12 protein-coding genes and 1 pseudogene are annotated in these 15,498 nt (G+C 60.0%); 8 read left to right on the top strand and 5 right to left on the bottom strand.

The features are described 5' to 3' along the window. Positions 1-83: 83 nt before the first annotated feature. Positions 84-833, top strand: coding sequence for a YkgJ family cysteine cluster protein (locus IB245_RS24900; RefSeq protein WP_008037308.1), 750 nt, complete (start codon positions 84-86; stop codon positions 831-833). Here IB245_RS24900 and IB245_RS24895 read toward each other — a convergent pair. From IB245_RS24895 to IB245_RS24890, 3 genes and pseudogenes are all read right to left on the bottom strand, one after another. Further along, entirely contained in the window at positions 830-1,873 is a 1,044-nt protein-coding gene (locus tag IB245_RS24895; protein WP_412548046.1) for a methyl-accepting chemotaxis protein, read from the bottom strand. The two genes, IB245_RS24900 and IB245_RS24895, sit on opposite strands and share 4 nt — an antisense overlap. Positions 1,874-2,131: 258 nt before the next feature. Continuing rightward, positions 2,132-2,413, bottom strand: a pseudogene (locus IB245_RS29455) (PAS domain-containing protein); the annotation flags it as partial. Between the two features lie 155 nt (positions 2,414-2,568). Next, positions 2,569-2,826 (bottom strand): hypothetical protein, encoded by a 258-nt coding sequence (locus IB245_RS24890; protein WP_008026610.1) that lies wholly within the window; start codon positions 2,824-2,826, stop codon positions 2,569-2,571. A 373-nt stretch (positions 2,827-3,199) separates the two neighbouring features. On the opposite strand from IB245_RS24890, the gene IB245_RS24885 reads away from it, so the two are divergent. From IB245_RS24885 to IB245_RS24855, 7 genes are all read left to right on the top strand, one after another. Then, positions 3,200-4,360, top strand: coding sequence for an efflux RND transporter periplasmic adaptor subunit (locus IB245_RS24885; RefSeq protein WP_008032295.1), 1,161 nt, complete (start codon positions 3,200-3,202; stop codon positions 4,358-4,360). Beyond that, positions 4,357-7,461, top strand: coding sequence for a multidrug efflux RND transporter permease subunit (locus tag IB245_RS24880; RefSeq protein ID WP_192228972.1), 3,105 nt, complete (start codon positions 4,357-4,359; stop codon positions 7,459-7,461). Before IB245_RS24885 ends, IB245_RS24880 begins: the two co-directional genes overlap by 4 nt. A gap of 9 nt (positions 7,462-7,470) precedes the next feature. Then, positions 7,471-8,148, top strand: coding sequence for a heavy metal response regulator transcription factor (locus IB245_RS24875; protein WP_007916978.1), 678 nt, complete (start codon positions 7,471-7,473; stop codon positions 8,146-8,148). Continuing rightward, positions 8,138-9,502 carry a heavy metal sensor histidine kinase gene (locus tag IB245_RS24870; RefSeq protein WP_192228971.1) on the top strand — a complete coding sequence of 455 codons (1,365 nt, stop codon included), beginning with the start codon at positions 8,138-8,140 and terminating at the stop codon, positions 9,500-9,502. Before IB245_RS24875 ends, IB245_RS24870 begins: the two co-directional genes overlap by 11 nt. A 214-nt stretch (positions 9,503-9,716) precedes the next feature. Continuing rightward, positions 9,717-9,941: a hypothetical protein gene (locus IB245_RS24865; RefSeq protein ID WP_032832350.1), complete on the top strand. Its 225-nt coding sequence runs from the start codon at positions 9,717-9,719 to the stop codon at positions 9,939-9,941. A gap of 194 nt (positions 9,942-10,135) precedes the next feature. After that, positions 10,136-11,446, top strand: coding sequence for an OprD family porin (locus IB245_RS24860; RefSeq protein WP_192228970.1), 1,311 nt, complete (start codon positions 10,136-10,138; stop codon positions 11,444-11,446). 147 nt (positions 11,447-11,593) lie between these two features. Beyond that, positions 11,594-13,090 (top strand): sensor domain-containing diguanylate cyclase, encoded by a 1,497-nt coding sequence (locus tag IB245_RS24855; protein WP_192228969.1) that lies wholly within the window; start codon positions 11,594-11,596, stop codon positions 13,088-13,090. A 179-nt stretch (positions 13,091-13,269) separates the two neighbouring features. Here IB245_RS24855 and lpxC read toward each other — a convergent pair whose 3' ends face one another. Together lpxC and ftsZ are read right to left on the bottom strand one after the other, a co-directional pair. Next, entirely contained in the window at positions 13,270-14,181 is a 912-nt protein-coding gene (gene lpxC / locus IB245_RS24850; protein ID WP_008025989.1) for a UDP-3-O-acyl-N-acetylglucosamine deacetylase, read from the bottom strand. Positions 14,182-14,293: 112 nt separating this feature from the next. After that, positions 14,294-15,487, bottom strand: coding sequence for a cell division protein FtsZ (ftsZ, locus tag IB245_RS24845; protein ID WP_008025988.1), 1,194 nt, complete (start codon positions 15,485-15,487; stop codon positions 14,294-14,296). Positions 15,488-15,498 lie beyond the last annotated feature (11 nt).

Raw genomic sequence — 15,498 nt, 5'->3', positions numbered from 1 at the left:
ATGGCGCATAACTTGCTTCGTCGCTGACTTCTGCGGTGGCATTCTGTCGCCATTTCGGGCCCTGACAAGCGACTGATCTTTCAATGAATACAACGTTTTCCTGCGTAGGTTGCGGCAAATGCTGCAATGACCATCACGTCCCCCTGACCCTGGCCGAAGCCCGGATGTGGGCGGCCGACGGCGGTCAGGTGATCGTGCTGGTGGAAGGTTTCCTCGGCAACGGCCTTGGCCTGCCGGTGCAGCAACGCGAACATGCCGAGCGCCGTTCGGTGGTGGTTCAAAGCGGCGACTGCGAGGCCTACGTGGCCATCACGTTTGCGGCGTACAACGTCGGTCCCTGCCGGAATCTTGACGAAGACAACCTCTGCCGCATCTACGAACGCCGGCCGCTGGTGTGCCGCATCTATCCGATGGAAATCAATCCGCACATCCCCCTCAACCCGGCGATCAAGGAATGCCCGCCGGAATCGTGGGAAAAAGGCCCGGATCTGATCATTGGCGGTGAATTGGTCGATCACGAGCTCGCAGGACTCATCCAGCGTTCCCGTCAGGCGGATCGCGACGATATCCGCACCAAAGATGCGATTTGCGCCTCACTGGGGATTCGGACCACGGCCCTGAAGGGCGATGGATTCACCGCGTATCTGCCGGACATGAGCGCGTTCGCCACGGTCATCGATCAGGTGGCGCAACAGCCGCTGACAGGATCGGACAGTGACTGGCAGTTCCACGTGTCGGGTGACGACATCGCCGGGCAAGTGTTGGCGGCCGGTGCGCACGTGGCCACCGAGACGCCGCTCAACTATGCCTTCATTTCGTTGCGCGCGGCTTAACGGCGGGCTCGCCAAAACTCTTGCGCCAACAACCGCAAGTCCCCCGCCAACCCTGCCACATCGGTGGAATTCGCCTGGCTTTGCTGCCCTTCACTGACCGTGACCTCGCAGGCTGAGCGAATGCTGATGATGTTGCGGTTGATGTCTTCGCTGACGCTGCTCTGCTCTTCCACCGCCGAAGCGATTTGCAGGCTCATTTGCGTGATCTGATTGACCCGCCGACTGATCGCGTCCAGCGAATCGGCGGCGCGTCGGGCCTGTTCGACGCTGTTGTCCACCTGTTCACTGCTTTGCTGCATCACCACCACCGCGTCCCGCGTGCCGTTTTGCAGGGTGCTGATCATGCGTTGAATCTCGTTGGTCGATTGCTGGGTACGCTGGGCCAGGCCACGGACTTCGTCGGCCACCACCGCGAAACCGCGCCCGGCATCCCCGGCACGCGCCGCTTCGATGGCCGCGTTGAGGGCCAGCAAATTGGTTTGCTCGGCGATGCTGCGAATCACATCCAGCACGCCGGTAATCTCGCTGCTGTGCCCCTCCAGTTGATGAATCACCTCGGTGGCGCGCGCCAGCTCCTCGGCCAGACGCAGCACCGCATGGCGACTTTCACTCACCAATTGATGACCTTCACGGGTTTCGTTGCCGGCCAGGTCGGCCGCCTGGGACGCCTGCTGCGCATGACCGGCAACCTCGGCCACGCTGGCAGACATCTGGTGAATCGCCGCCGCCACCTGATCGGTTTCCGCCTGCTGGGCCAGCGTGCTGTTATGACTGCCTTGCAGGTGTTCGACCAGTTCAGCCGCGTGCCCGGCCAGGCGCTGCGACGCATCGCCGATGCGCCCCACCACCGCGCCGATCTGCGCTTCGAGCATCTGCAAGGCAAACTCGATCTGGCCGAACTGATCGCGGCGACCGGTGTAAACAGCCTGGCTCAACGGGTTGTCGGCAATCTGCCGGGCGCGTTCGGTCAACGCTTTCAGCGGACGCAACATGAATCCGGTGCCGACCGCTGCCAAACCACTGCCCACGACAAACGCCAGTACGCCGAAAACGGCTGACGAAGGGTTTAGCCACGCCTCGATGCCCACCACACAGGCCAATGTCGCACTGAACAGCGCCGTCACCTTGAGACCCGGACCGAGCACCGGCAGCCGCTGCCACAGTGATGTACGACCACTGCGAAGCTGTGCGTAGGCTTTTTCCGCGGCTTCGATCTGCCGCACCGAGGGTTTGGTCCGGACCGACTGATACTCCACGGCTTTACCGTTCTGCGTCACCGGCGTGGCATACGCACTCACCCAATAGTGATCGCCATTCTTGCAGCGATTTTTCACCAGCCCCATCCATGAGCGGCCGCTTTTGAGGGTCTGCCACATATGCGCGAAAGCCGCCGCCGGCATGTCCGGGTGGCGCAGCAAGTTGTGCGTCGAGCCCAGCAACTCCTCACGGCTGTAGCCGCAGATGTTGATGAAATCGTCGTTGGCGTAGGTGATCGCGCTGGTCAGATCAGTGGTCGAGAGGATATTCGCATCAGCCGCAACGTCGACATTACGGCCGGTCACCGGGAGGTTGATCTTCATGGAAAGCGCGCTCGTTGGATGGAAAGAGTCGGCAGGGCTGCTGACTCTAAGCGCACTGATTCCACAAACGTTGATCTGGCTCAGGATATGAGCACTTAGCCATCACCGCGATTGAAAACCGCGGCCGATGGCCAATGGCGGGGGGGCGTTAAAACTCAGCGTTTACCCATCGAACGACGGGTGCCGGGAGGCGCTGCGCCGGGGGTCTTGGTGTGGCCGTTCTTGGCGCCGTTCTTGTACCAGGGCTGGCTGGCGGTTTTCGCAGCGGCCAGTTCACCCGGTTTGAACGGGAACTTGAATGCCGGGATCGCGGCTTTGGTTTCGCTGTCTGCGCTGGAGTCGACGCTGTCTGGCAGGTCTGCCTGGTCGTCGCTCAAAGCGTCGGCAACCGGCGGTTGTGTCGGGGAAGTCATGAAAGCTCCGGGTGATGCAAAAGAGTCGGGCCCGGTCAGCGAGCCGCGAAAGGCGGCAGTATACCTTCACACGATCCCTGTAGGAGCGAGCCTGCTCGCGAAAAACTGCCAAGCGGCGCATTCATTCAGACAACCCGCGTTATCGTTGACGTCCATCGTCGGAGCGCCGCCCGCAGCAAGCCGGCTCCTACAGGGGTTCACCGTGCCCATTGTAGGAGCCGGCTTGCTGGCGATGAGGCCAGAACAGACAACACAAACTCCAAACTGACAGCGCCGTCAGTTAGCAGTCACCTTCCTGACCGGCGAACAGGTTTATAAAGGAAGGTATAACCCTGACAAAATTCCGTCCTCCCAGCCCCGGCGCCCCACTCGCATGCGAATTCAGAAAAAACCCGCCCTGCTCGCCGCCCTCCTGATTGTCCTGGCAGCGCTGGGCGTGTGGTACGCCACCAAACCGGCCACGGCCAGACTCGCCGCGCCCACGGCGATCCCGGTTCGAGTGGTCAACGTCGCCGAAAAAGACGTTCCTCGTTACGTCAGCGGCATCGGCTCGGTGCTGTCCCTGCACAGCGTGGTGGTACGTCCGCAGATCGACGGCATCCTCACCAGAATCCTGGTCAAGGAAGGTCAATTGGTGAACAAGGGTGATTTGCTCGCCACCATCGATGATCGCTCGATCCGCGCCAGCCTGGATCAGGCCCGCGCACAGCTCGGCGAAAGCCAGGCACAGCTGCAAGTGGCGCTGGTCAACCTCAAGCGTTACAAACTGCTGAGCGTCGACGACGGCGTGTCCAAACAGACTTACGACCAGCAACAAGCGCTGGTCAACCAGCTCAAAGCCACCGCCCAAGGCAATCAGGCGTCGATTGACGCCGCTCAGGTGCAGCTTTCCTACACACAGATTCGCTCCCCGGTCAGCGGTCGCGTGGGGATTCGTACGGTGGACGAAGGCAACTTCCTGCGCATGACCGACACCCAAGGCTTGTTCACGGTGACGCAGATCGACCCGATTGCCGTGGAATTTTCCCTGCCGCAGCAAATGCTGCCGACCCTGCAAGGCCTGATCAACGATCCGGAACACGCCCAGGTGAAGGCCTACATCGGTGCCGACACCGATGGCGAAACCGGCAACCTGCTGGGCGAAGGCCACCTGACCCTGATCGACAACCAGATCAACGCCAACACCGGGACCATCCGCGCCAAGGCCGAATTCAACAACCCTGGGCAGAAGCTGTGGCCGGGCCTGCTGGTAACGGTAAAAATTCAGACAGCGCTGGAAAAGGATGCGCTGGTGGTGCCGCCCACCGTCGTACAACGTGGCCTCGATCAACACTTTGTGTACCGGGTCAAGGGTGACAAGGTTGAAACCGTCCAGGTGCAGATGGTCTATCAAGGCAGCGGTCAGGACATCATCAAAGGCGTGAAACCGGGCGACGTGCTGGTCAGCGACGGTCAGTCGCGCCTCAAGCCCGGTTCGACGGTCCAGGTGCTGACTGACCCCGCGCAAATGGTGCAAACGGAGTCGAAACCATGAAGGGCCACGGCTCGGTTTCCGCGTGGTGCATCGATCATCCGGTAGCGACGATCCTGCTGACGTTTGCCCTGGTATTGCTCGGTGTCATTGCGTTCCCACGGTTGCCCATCGCGCCGCTGCCGGAAGCCGAATTCCCGACCATCCAGGTGGCCGCGCAACTGCCCGGCGCCAGCCCGGAAACCATGGCCTCCTCGGTGGCCACGCCGCTTGAAGTGCAATTCAGCGCCATTCCCGGCGTGACCCAGATGACCTCGAGCAGCGCCCTCGGCTCGACCAACCTGACCCTGCAATTCACCCTCGACAAAAGCATCGACACCGCCGCGCAGGAAGTGCAGGCCGCGATCAACACCGCTGCCGGCAAACTGCCCAAGGACATGCCGAACCTGCCGACCTGGCGCAAGGTCAACCCGGCCGACAGCCCGGTGCTGATTCTCAGCATCAACTCGACCCTGATGCCCGGCCCCGAACTCAGCGATCTGGTGGAAACCCTGCTGTCCCGTCAGATCAGCCAGATCGACGGTGTAGGCCAGATCAACATCACCGGCCAGCAACGGCCGGCGATTCGCGTTCAAGCCTCCGCCGACAAACTGGCCGCCATCGGCCTGACGCTGGCGGACATTCGTCTGGCGATCCAAAACACCAGCCTCAACCTGGCCAAAGGTGCGTTGTACGGTGAATCGAGCATCTCGACACTGTCGACCAACGATCAGTTGTTCCACCCCGAGGAATACAGCCAACTCATTGTTTCCTACAAGGATGGTGCACCGGTTCACCTGAAAGATGTCGCCAAAGTCGTCAACGGTTCGGAAGATGCCTACGTGCAAGCCTGGGCCGGTGACAAGCCCGGGGTGAACCTGGTGATTTCCCGTCAACCGGGGGCCAACATCGTCGAGACCGTGGATCGCATTCAGGCCGCCCTGCCCGCTCTCGAAGCGATGCTGCCGGCGTCGGTGCAGGTCAAAGTGCTGGTCGACCGAACCCAGACCATCCGCGCCTCGTTGCATGAGGTGGAAGTCACCCTGCTGATCGCGATCATGCTGGTGGTGGCGGTGATGGCGCTGTTCCTGCGTCAGTGGTCGGCGACGCTGATCGTGTCGGCGGTGCTGGGTGTTTCGCTGGTCGCCAGTTTTGCCCTGATGTACATCATGGGCTTCAGCCTGAACAACCTGACGCTGGTGGCGATCGTGGTGGCCGTGGGGTTTGTGGTCGACGATGCGATTGTCGTGGTGGAGAACATTCACCGACACCTGGAGGCCGGCGACGGCATGCGCGAGGCTGCGATCAAAGGCGCCGGCGAGATTGGTTTTACCGTGGTCTCGATCAGTTTTTCGCTGGTGGCGGCGTTCATTCCGCTGCTGTTCATGGGCGGCGTGGTCGGGCGGCTGTTCAAGGAATTCGCCCTGACGGCCACGTCTACGATCATGATTTCAGTGGTGGTGTCGCTGACGTTGGCGCCGACCCTCGCCGCGCTGTTCATGCGTGCGCCGGTGCATCACGCCCACAGCAAAAAAACCTTTGGCGAACGCTTGCTGGCCGGCTACGAAAAGCTCCTACGCCGCGCCCTCGCCCATCAGAAATTGATGATCGGGGTGTTCGGCATGTCCCTGGCCCTGGCCATCACCGGCTACATCTTCATTCCGAAGGGTTTCTTCCCGGTGCAAGACACCGGTTTTGTCCTCGGCACCACCGAAGCCGCCGCCGATATTTCCTACGGCGACATGGTGAAAAAACACCTGGCGATGGCGGAAATCGTCGCGGCAGATCCGGCGGTCGCGGCGTTTTCCCACTCCGTCGGTGTGTCGGGCAGCAACCAGACCATCGCCAACGGCCGCTTCTGGATTTCCCTGAAAAAACGCAGCGAGCGCGACGTCTCGGCCAGCCAGTTCATCGACCGGATCCGTCCGCAACTGATGAAAGTCCCGGGCATCGTGCTGTACCTGCGTGCCGGCCAGGACATCAACCTCAGCTCCGGCCCGAGCCGCGCGCAGTACCAATACGTGCTCAAGAGCAACGACGGCGCGACCCTCAGCACCTGGACCCAGCGCCTCACGGAAAAACTGCGCGCCAACCCGGCGTTCCGCGACATTTCCAACGACCTGCAACTGGGCGGCAGCATCACCCACATCAGCATCGACCGCAGCGCCGCCGCGCGTTTCGGCCTGACCGCCAGCGATGTCGACGAAGCGCTGTACGATGCGTTCGGTCAGCGGCAGATCAACGAGTTCCAGACCCAGATCAACCAGTACAACGTGATCCTGGAACTGGACACCAGGCAACGCGGCAAGGCCGAAAGCCTCAATTATTTCTACCTGCGCTCGCCGCTCAGTGGGGAAATGGTGCCGCTGTCGGCGCTGGCGAAATTCGATGCGCCGACGGTTGGCCCGTTGTCGATCGCCCATGACGGGATGTTCCCGGCCGCCAACCTGTCGTTCAACCTGGCGCCCGGCGTGGCGCTTGGCGATGCGGTGATCATGCTCAATCAGGCCAAGGCCGAGATCGGCATGCCGGCCGCCATGAGCGGCAACTTCCAGGGCGCGGCCCAGGCGTTCCAGAGTTCGCTGGCCAGCCAGCCGTGGCTGATTCTGGCGGCGCTGGTGGCGGTGTACATCATTCTCGGCGTGCTCTATGAGAGCTTCGTCCACCCGTTGACCATCATCTCGACGCTGCCATCGGCGGGGCTCGGGGCGGTGATCATGCTGTGGATTTGCGGCCAGGATTTTTCGATCATGGCGTTGATCGGGCTGGTGTTGCTGATCGGTATCGTGAAGAAAAACGGCATCCTGATGATCGACTTCGCCCTCGACGCCCAACGCAACCGTGGCCTGCCACCGGAAGAGGCGATTTTCCAGGCCTGCATCACGCGGTTCCGGCCGATCATCATGACCACCCTCGCCGCCCTGCTCGGCGCGCTGCCGCTGATGCTCGGCTACGGCACCGGCGCCGAACTGCGCCAGCCGTTGGGGATCGCGGTGGTCGGCGGCTTGCTGGTGAGCCAGGCGCTGACGCTGTTCACCACTCCGGTCATATACTTGTGGCTTGAGCGACTATTTCATCGGCCCAAAAAACCAGCGCCCGTACCGGTGCTGGCGACCACAGACTGAGGCGGGGTCATGCGCGTTCTGATTATCGAAGACGAAGAAAAAACCGCGGACTATCTGCACCGCGGCCTGACGGAACAGGGTTACACCGTGGACCTGGCGCGGGACGGCGTTGAAGGCCTGCACCTGGCGCTGGAAAGCGACTACGCGGTGATCGTCCTCGACGTGATGTTGCCGGGCCTCGACGGCTTCGGCGTGCTGCGCGCCTTGCGTGCGCGCAAGCAAACCCCGGTGATCATGCTCACCGCCCGCGAGCGTGTCGAAGACCGCATCAAAGGCCTGCGCGACGGCGCCGACGATTACCTCGGCAAACCGTTTTCCTTCCTCGAACTGGTGGCGCGCCTGCAAGCGCTGACCCGGCGCAGCGGTGGCCATGAACCGGTGCAGGTGAGCATCGCCGACCTGTGGATAGATTTGATCAGCCGCAAGGCCACCCGCGCTGGCACGCGTCTGGACCTGACCGCCAAGGAGTTCTCGCTGCTCAGCGTGCTGGCCCGCCGGCAAGGGGAAATCCTCTCGAAAACCGCGATTGCGGAAATGGTCTGGGACATCAATTTCGACAGCGACGCCAACGTCGTCGAAGTCGCGATCAAACGCCTGCGCGCCAAACTCGACGGGCCGTTCGACGAGAAACTGCTGCACACGATCCGTGGCATGGGTTATGTGCTGGAGAGCCGTGGTGTCCAGTAATTCGATTGCCCTGCGCCTCAGTGGAATGTTCACGCTGGTGGCGCTTTTGGTGTTTCTGCTGATCGGCTGGGCGCTCTATCAGCAGGTCGACAAAGGCCTGGGTTTGCTGCCCGAAGCCGAGCTGGACGCACGTTACAGCGTGCTCGAATCCACCGTCGGCCGTTACGGCACTCCCGAGCATTGGGTGAAGATCAACAACAAGCTCAAGCTGCTCGGCGAAGAAGACAAACGCATCAGTTTCTGGATCACCAGCGGCGATCCGCACTACGAATATGGCAACCCGACGCCGCAGATCCGCGCCTTCGCCGAAGGCCCGCTGGGCATGCGCGATTTGCAACTGCCGGGCCAGCCTTATCCAATGAAAGTGCTGGTCAGCCAGTTCCCGGCCAAGGATCAACGCCCGCCGCTGCGCTTCATGATCGGCATCGACACCGAGACGTTTTTTCAAACCCAGCATCATCTGCTGATTGCGCTGATCAGCCTGGCGGTTGTCGGCGTGCTGCTGGCTTCGGCACTCGGTTATTGGGTGGCGCGGATCGGCCTAAAGCCGTTGATCAAGTTGTCTCAGGAGGCTCAGCGCCTGGCGCCGCCGTTGCGCTCCGGGCGTTTGCGCTTATCGTCGTTGCCGCCGGAACTCAATCAGTTCGTCAACTCCTTCAACTCCACCCTGGAGCGGGTCGAACAGGCTTACTCGCGGCTTGAGTCGTTCAATGCCGACGTCGCTCATGAGCTGCGCTCACCACTGACCAATCTGATTGGTCAGACTCAGGTTGCGCTGACGCGCGGGCGTTCGGCGGAACACTATTTCGAAGTGCTGCAATCGAATCTTGAGGAGCTTGAGCGACTGCGTTCGATCATCAACGACATGCTGTTCCTCGCCAGTGCGGATCAGGGCAGCAAGGCCACCAAACTGACGTCCACCTCGCTGGCGGATGAAGTGGCGACGACGCTGGAGTATCTGGATTTCATTCTTGAAGACGCGCAGGTTCAAGTGCAGGTCCGTGGCGATGCGCAGGTACGGATCGAGATCGCGCATCTGCGTCGAGCGCTGATCAACTTGCTGAGCAACGCGGTGCAACACACCGAGCCCGGGCAGGTGATTCAGGTGCAGATCGACGTCGAGGACCATCAAGTCAGCATCGGCGTGGCAAACCCCGGTGCACCGATTGCCAACGAACATCTGCCGCGATTGTTCGAGCGCTTCTACCGGGTCGATGCGTCGCGCAGCAACAGTGGCAACAACCACGGCCTGGGGCTGGCGATCGTCAAGGCGATTGCGTTGATGCACGGCGGGGATGTGTTTGTGCGCAGTGACCACGGCATGAATACCTTCGGTATTCACCTTCCTTTCTGATCTTTCGTAGATCTGTAGGAGCCGGCTTGCTGGCGATCGGTCTTAAGTTCTGTGATGTTTTTGAAGACGCCATCGCCAGCAAGCCGGCTCCTACAGGTAGTGATCTTTGCTTATCCCGCAACAGTCCTTTATTGAATTGGCTCTGTTTCCCTTCGGCCAGGATCCTTATCTTTGCGCCACCAAACAGCACTTGCCAAGCAAGAAGGTTTTAAAGATGTCCAACACTATGGGTATTGCCAGCGCTTTCGTTTTGTCCTCTTTGTTCCTCTCTCCATTCGCCATGGCTGAAGAGTCGCAGTCCTTCGTCGCACACAATGCAGCACGCGCTGCAGCGTTTGAAGAACATCAGAGCGAAATGACGGCCAAGGCGCAGGGCGCTGCGCAAACCCCTCAAGCGTCGACCATTCAGGCCCAGCCACGGGTCGAGAAAGATAGCTGATCGCTCACATCGCTCTATTTCCCTCGACACTTTTCGTCGGCTCTTCCTGTTGAAAAGTTGTCTTCAAAGCCGCTGCTATCAGCGGCTTTTTTTTGTTGTGGTTCAAATGCTGTCCGGTTCGTCTTCCCTGACAAGAAACATCCCGCACTTCAAAACAATGAAGTGTTCAGTAGACCCAAGGAGCTGTACCGCTAGTGCGTTTCCCTCAAAGATTCAATCCGTTGTTCATTGCAATCGCCGTAACGATGCCGATCAACGCCCAGGCCGCCGACCAAGAAGGTTTTGTCGAAGGTTCGAGCCTCAACCTCAATGCCCGCAACTACTACATGAACCGCAACCGCCTGCAGCAGGCGGACGACAACATTGAATGGGGCCAGGGTTTCCTGGGGGTCTTCGAATCGGGTTTTACCGAAGGCACCGTCGGTTTCGGTCTGGATGCCCACGCCATGCTCGGCCTCAAGCTCGACGGCGGAGGCGGCACTGATAATTCGAGCATCCTGCCGGTCGGCGATGGCAACGGCAAAGCGCCGGGGTCGTTTTCGACGGCGGGTGGCACGCTGAAAATGCGCGCCTTCGATACCGAGCTGAAGGCCGGTGACCTGTTTCTCGCCAACCCGGTGATCGCCGGCGGCGAGACGCGCATGCTGCCGCAGACCTTTCGCGGCGTCAGCTTGACCAATCACAGCTTCGACGGTTTTCTGATCGAAGGTGGCCAGGCGAGTTTCACCAAGCCCTACAACCAAAGCGGTCATACGCGCATCGGCACGTCCTATGGCAGCCTCGCCGAGGGCGACGAAAGCCAGCACCTGAACTGGGCCGGCGTGGCCTGGAGCGGCCTGCCGGGGTTGACCAGCAGCCTTTACGCCGCCGAACTCAAGGACATCTGGAACCAGTATTACTACGATCTGGATTACACCTACGCGCTGAACGAACTGATCAGTCTCAATCCGGGCCTGCACGTTTATCACACGCAGGACACCGGCGATGCGCTGCTGGGCAACATCGACAACAACACTTACAGCCTGCATTTCACCGTCGGCGTGGGCAATCACAGCGTCACCGCCGCGTACCAGCGGGTCAACGGCAACACGCCGTTCGACTACATCAGCCAGGGCGACAGCATTTTTCTCGACAACTCCCAGCAGTATTCCGACTTCAATGGCCCGAATGAACGCTCGTGGAAACTCAAGTACGCCTACGACTTTATCGGACTCGGCCTACCCGGCCTGACCTCGGCGGTGTCTTACTCTCGGGGCGAGCTGGACCTGACCAAAGCCGATCCAGACAGCCGCGGCTACGCCTCGTGGTACAGCGCCGACGGCAAAAATGCCAAGCACTGGGAGCGTGACATTGATCTGAAGTACGTGGTCCAGGGCGGCAAGGCCAAGGATCTGTCGGTACGCATGCAATGGGCCACCAACCGTGGCGGCAAGGGCTACGGCGCGCTGGATCAAGACACCGACGAATACCGGCTGATCGTCGACTACCCGCTGAATGTCTTCTAAGCTTCGCTAAGCAAAAGGCCAGCATTTTTTGCTGGCCTTTTTTTTATCCGGCCTTTATACAAGCCCTCTGGACGCGACCGGTTTCTGGGACTCTGCCCGACTCTTGTAAAAAACTTTCATAACACCTTATTTGCAGAAGCCAGAACCATGAGTGTGAGCAGTGTGAAATCTCAAGATCCGATCGGGTCGACACGATCGGAGCGACTTCTGATTCTCGGCAGTGTGCTGTTGGTGATTGCGATACTCAGCATCGTGACGTTTCTGCTGATCCGTGAGCGCGCCAACGCCGAATTGTCCGCCGCTCGCGCCGCCAACAACATCGTGCAATTGATCGACGCCGACGTGCTGCGCAATGTCGAACTCTATGATATTTCCCTGCTGGGCTTGATCGCCGCCTCCCAGCGAGAGGATCTCAAGAGCGTATCTCCAGCCATTCGCCATATGGCCTATTTCGACCGCGCCACTGCCGCGCCGTACAAGGGCAATATTTTGTTGCTCGACAATAAGGGCGACGTGATCGCCGACTCGGCTTCGGTGGAGCCCAGGCAAGGCAACTACGCCGATCGCGAATACTTTCAATCTCACGTGAACAACCCGGACCCGGGCATGTTCATCAGCCCCCCCTTTAGAGCCAGGTCGCCCGAACAGGATTGGCGTATCAGTTTCAGTCGACGGCTGAGCGGCTCCCAGGGTGAGTTTCTGGGAGTAGCCGAAGCCGCCATGCGCTTGAGTTACTTCGATCAGTTGTTCAACAGTTTGAGCATCGGCCGCGATAGCACGGTCAATCTGATCAGCAAGAATGGGATTCTCCTGGCCCAGCAACCACGCCTGGCCGAAGAGCTGATTGGCAAGGATTTCAGTAATCGCCCCAATTTCCAGCGCATCGTCAAAGAAGGCAATGGCAGCTTCACCAGCATGTCCGATCGATACCGTGACAAGCGTCTGTACACCTTTTCCAAGGTCGGAAATTTGCCACTGATCGTCATCGTTGCGCTGTCCAGTGATGAAGTTTTTGCGGCCTGGAAGCGCACGGCAGTGGTGGTCAGCTCTGCAACCGTAGCCTTGTGCGTAAGCCTGCTGTGGCTGACGTGGTTGCTACGCCGTGAGTTGCGCCGGCGTCACAACGCCGAACACGAGCTGGCGCAACTGGCCGCCACCGATGCCTTGACCGGTGTAGCCAACCGCCGAACGCTCGATCAAACCCTGCGCCATGAGTGGTTTCGCGCGCAACGCTCCGGCAAACCGCTGTCGGTGTTGATGATCGATGCCGACCACTTCAAGGCGTTCAACGATCAACATGGCCATCAGGCGGGTGACGATGCGCTGCGCGCACTGGCCAAGGTGATCGCCGAGAACGTGCGGCGCCCAACGGATCTGGTCGCCCGCTACGGGGGGGAGGAGTTCTCGGTGGTGCTGGCGGAAACGGACAGCGCAGGCGCGCGGCAAATTGCTGAACACATTCGGTCTGCGGTGGAACAACTGCCGTTTGTGGCGGGCGTGGAATCGCCGATTACTGTCAGTATCGGCATCAGCACCTGGACTTCGACGACTGATACCAGCCTTGAACAGTTGCTGATTGCGGCGGACAAAGCGCTGTATCAGGCCAAGGAAAGTGGGCGCAATCGGGTGGTGGCTACGGAGTGAGATCTTTGCTGTAGCGGCCGGCCTCTTCGCGGGCAAGCCTCGCTCCTACAGGGTACGCATTGCCATTGTAGGAGCGAGGCTTGCCCGCGAAGGCGTCATCACTACCACCGCATAACCTTCCCGCAGGCATAAAAAAAGGCCACCCGAAGGCAGCCTTTAAAAACTAGAGAGGTTTTTACTTACACCGCCGCAACCGGACGCATGTAAGAGATCGGTGCAGTGCTGGCGTCTTCGAAAGTCACGACTTCCCAAGCATCTGGCTGCTCAATCAACTTGCGCAGCAGCTGGTTGTTCAATGCATGTCCGGACTTGAAGCCCTTGAACTCACCAATCAGGCTATTGCCCAGCAGGTAGAGGTCACCAATTGCATCGAGGATCTTGTGCTTCACGAATTCGTCTTCATAGCGAAGGCCGTCTTCGTTCAGTACACCATCCGCGTCGACCACAATAGCGTTTTCAACGCTACCGCCGAGTGCGAGGTTGTGCTTGCGCAGGTACTCGATGTCACTCATGAAACCAAAGGTACGGGCGCGGCTGACTTCTTTTACGAACGAAGTGCTGGAAAAATCCACGCTTGCACTTTGTGTGCGGTTACGGAAAACCGGGTGATCGAAATCGATCTCGAAACTCACCTTGAAGCCTTCGAAAGGGACGAAAGTGGCGCGCTTGTCGCCGTCTTCCACTGTCACTTCCCGCAGGATCCGGATGAACTTCTTGGCTGCGTCCTGTTCTTCCAGGCCGGCCGATTGAATCAGGAAAACGAAAGGTCCAGCGCTACCATCCATGATCGGGACTTCGGACGCGGAGAGCTCGACGTAGGCGTTATCGATGCCCAGGCCGGCCATGGCCGAGAGCAAGTGCTCAACCGTGTCCACTTTCACGTCACCGTTGACCAGCGTCGTCGACATAGTTGTCTCGCCGACGTTGGCAGCACGAGCCGGGATCTCGACCACTGGATCGAGGTCGGCACGGCGAAAGACGATTCCGGTGTCGATCGGTGCAGGCTTGAGGGTCAGGTATACCTTCTCCCCGGAGTGCAGACCTACACCGGTGGCACGGATAATATTTTTCAGTGTGCGTTGTTTAATCATGGCTTGGGCCGCTTCAGCGCAAATTGCGAACTGGTATCAACAAAGGCTGGCGATGATAGCAGACCAGACCTTTGCTGAACACCAATCACCTTCATAGCCCTGATACATTCCATTAATCGGCCTGACGACGCAGGAAAGCCGGGATGTCCAGGTAGTCCAGATCATCTTGCGGATTCATCTTCGCGGCAGTCGCAGCACCGGCCTGAGCCTGGTTGCGCATGACGGTCGGACGGTCCAGGTCACGGTAGTTCACCGCTGGAGCTTCCTGACGAGCGGGAGCCGATTGTTGCGGTTGCGGCGCCATGGAAGTGTGAACGGTATTGTCGATGACCTTCACAGGCTTCTCGATTTTCGCGCCCAGACCAGTGGCAACGACTGTTACGTGCAGCTCGTCGCGCATGTCCGGATCGATAACGGTACCGACCTTGACCATCGCGTGCTCGGAAGCGAAGGCTTCGATGATGCTACCCACGTCGGAGTACTCACCCAGGGACAGGTCAGGACCGGCGGTGATGTTCACCAGAATGCCGCGTGCACCTTGCAGGTTCACGTCTTCCAGCAGCGGGTTGCGAATGGCCGCTTCGGTGGCTTCGCGTGCACGGTTCGGACCGCTGGCGCAGCCAGTGCCCATCATCGCCATGCCCATTTCGCTCATCACGGTACGGACGTCGGCGAAGTCGACGTTGATCATGCCCGGACGCTTGATGATGTCGGAGATACCGCGAACGGCACCGGCCAGTACATCGTCTGCCTTGGCGAAAGCCGACAGCAGGCTGGCGTCTTTACCGAGGATGGTCAGCAGCTTCTCGTTGGGAATGGTGATCAACGAGTCGACGCTTTCCGACAGCAGGCGGATGCCTTCGTCGGCCAGTTGCATACGCTTGCGACCTTCGAACGGGAACGGACGGGTCACCACCGCAACGGTGAGGATCCCCATTTCCTTGGCCACTTCAGCAATGATCGGCGCAGCACCGGTACCGGTACCGCCGCCCATGCCGGTGGTGATGAACACCATGTTGGTGCCCTGCAGGACTTCGGCAATGCGCTCGCGATCTTCGAGAGCGGCCTGACGACCTACTTCAGGGTTGGCGCCGGCACCGAGACCTTTGGTCACGCTGGTGCCCAGTTGCAGGATGGTCCGCGCGCTGATGCTCTTCAGCGCCTGGGCATCAGTGTTGGCGCAGATGAATTCAACGCCTTCAATGTTGCTCTTGACCATGTGATTGACAGCGTTGCCGCCGCCTCCGCCAACACCGATAACCTTAATGACCGGGCTTGCGGGGATGTTGTCTACGAGTTCGAACATTTTCCCTCTCC

This window comes from Pseudomonas sp. PDM02 (assembly GCF_014852285.1).
GTDB lineage: Bacteria > Pseudomonadota > Gammaproteobacteria > Pseudomonadales > Pseudomonadaceae > Aquipseudomonas > Aquipseudomonas migulae.
This window is presented reverse-complemented; position numbering and strand designations above follow the sequence as displayed.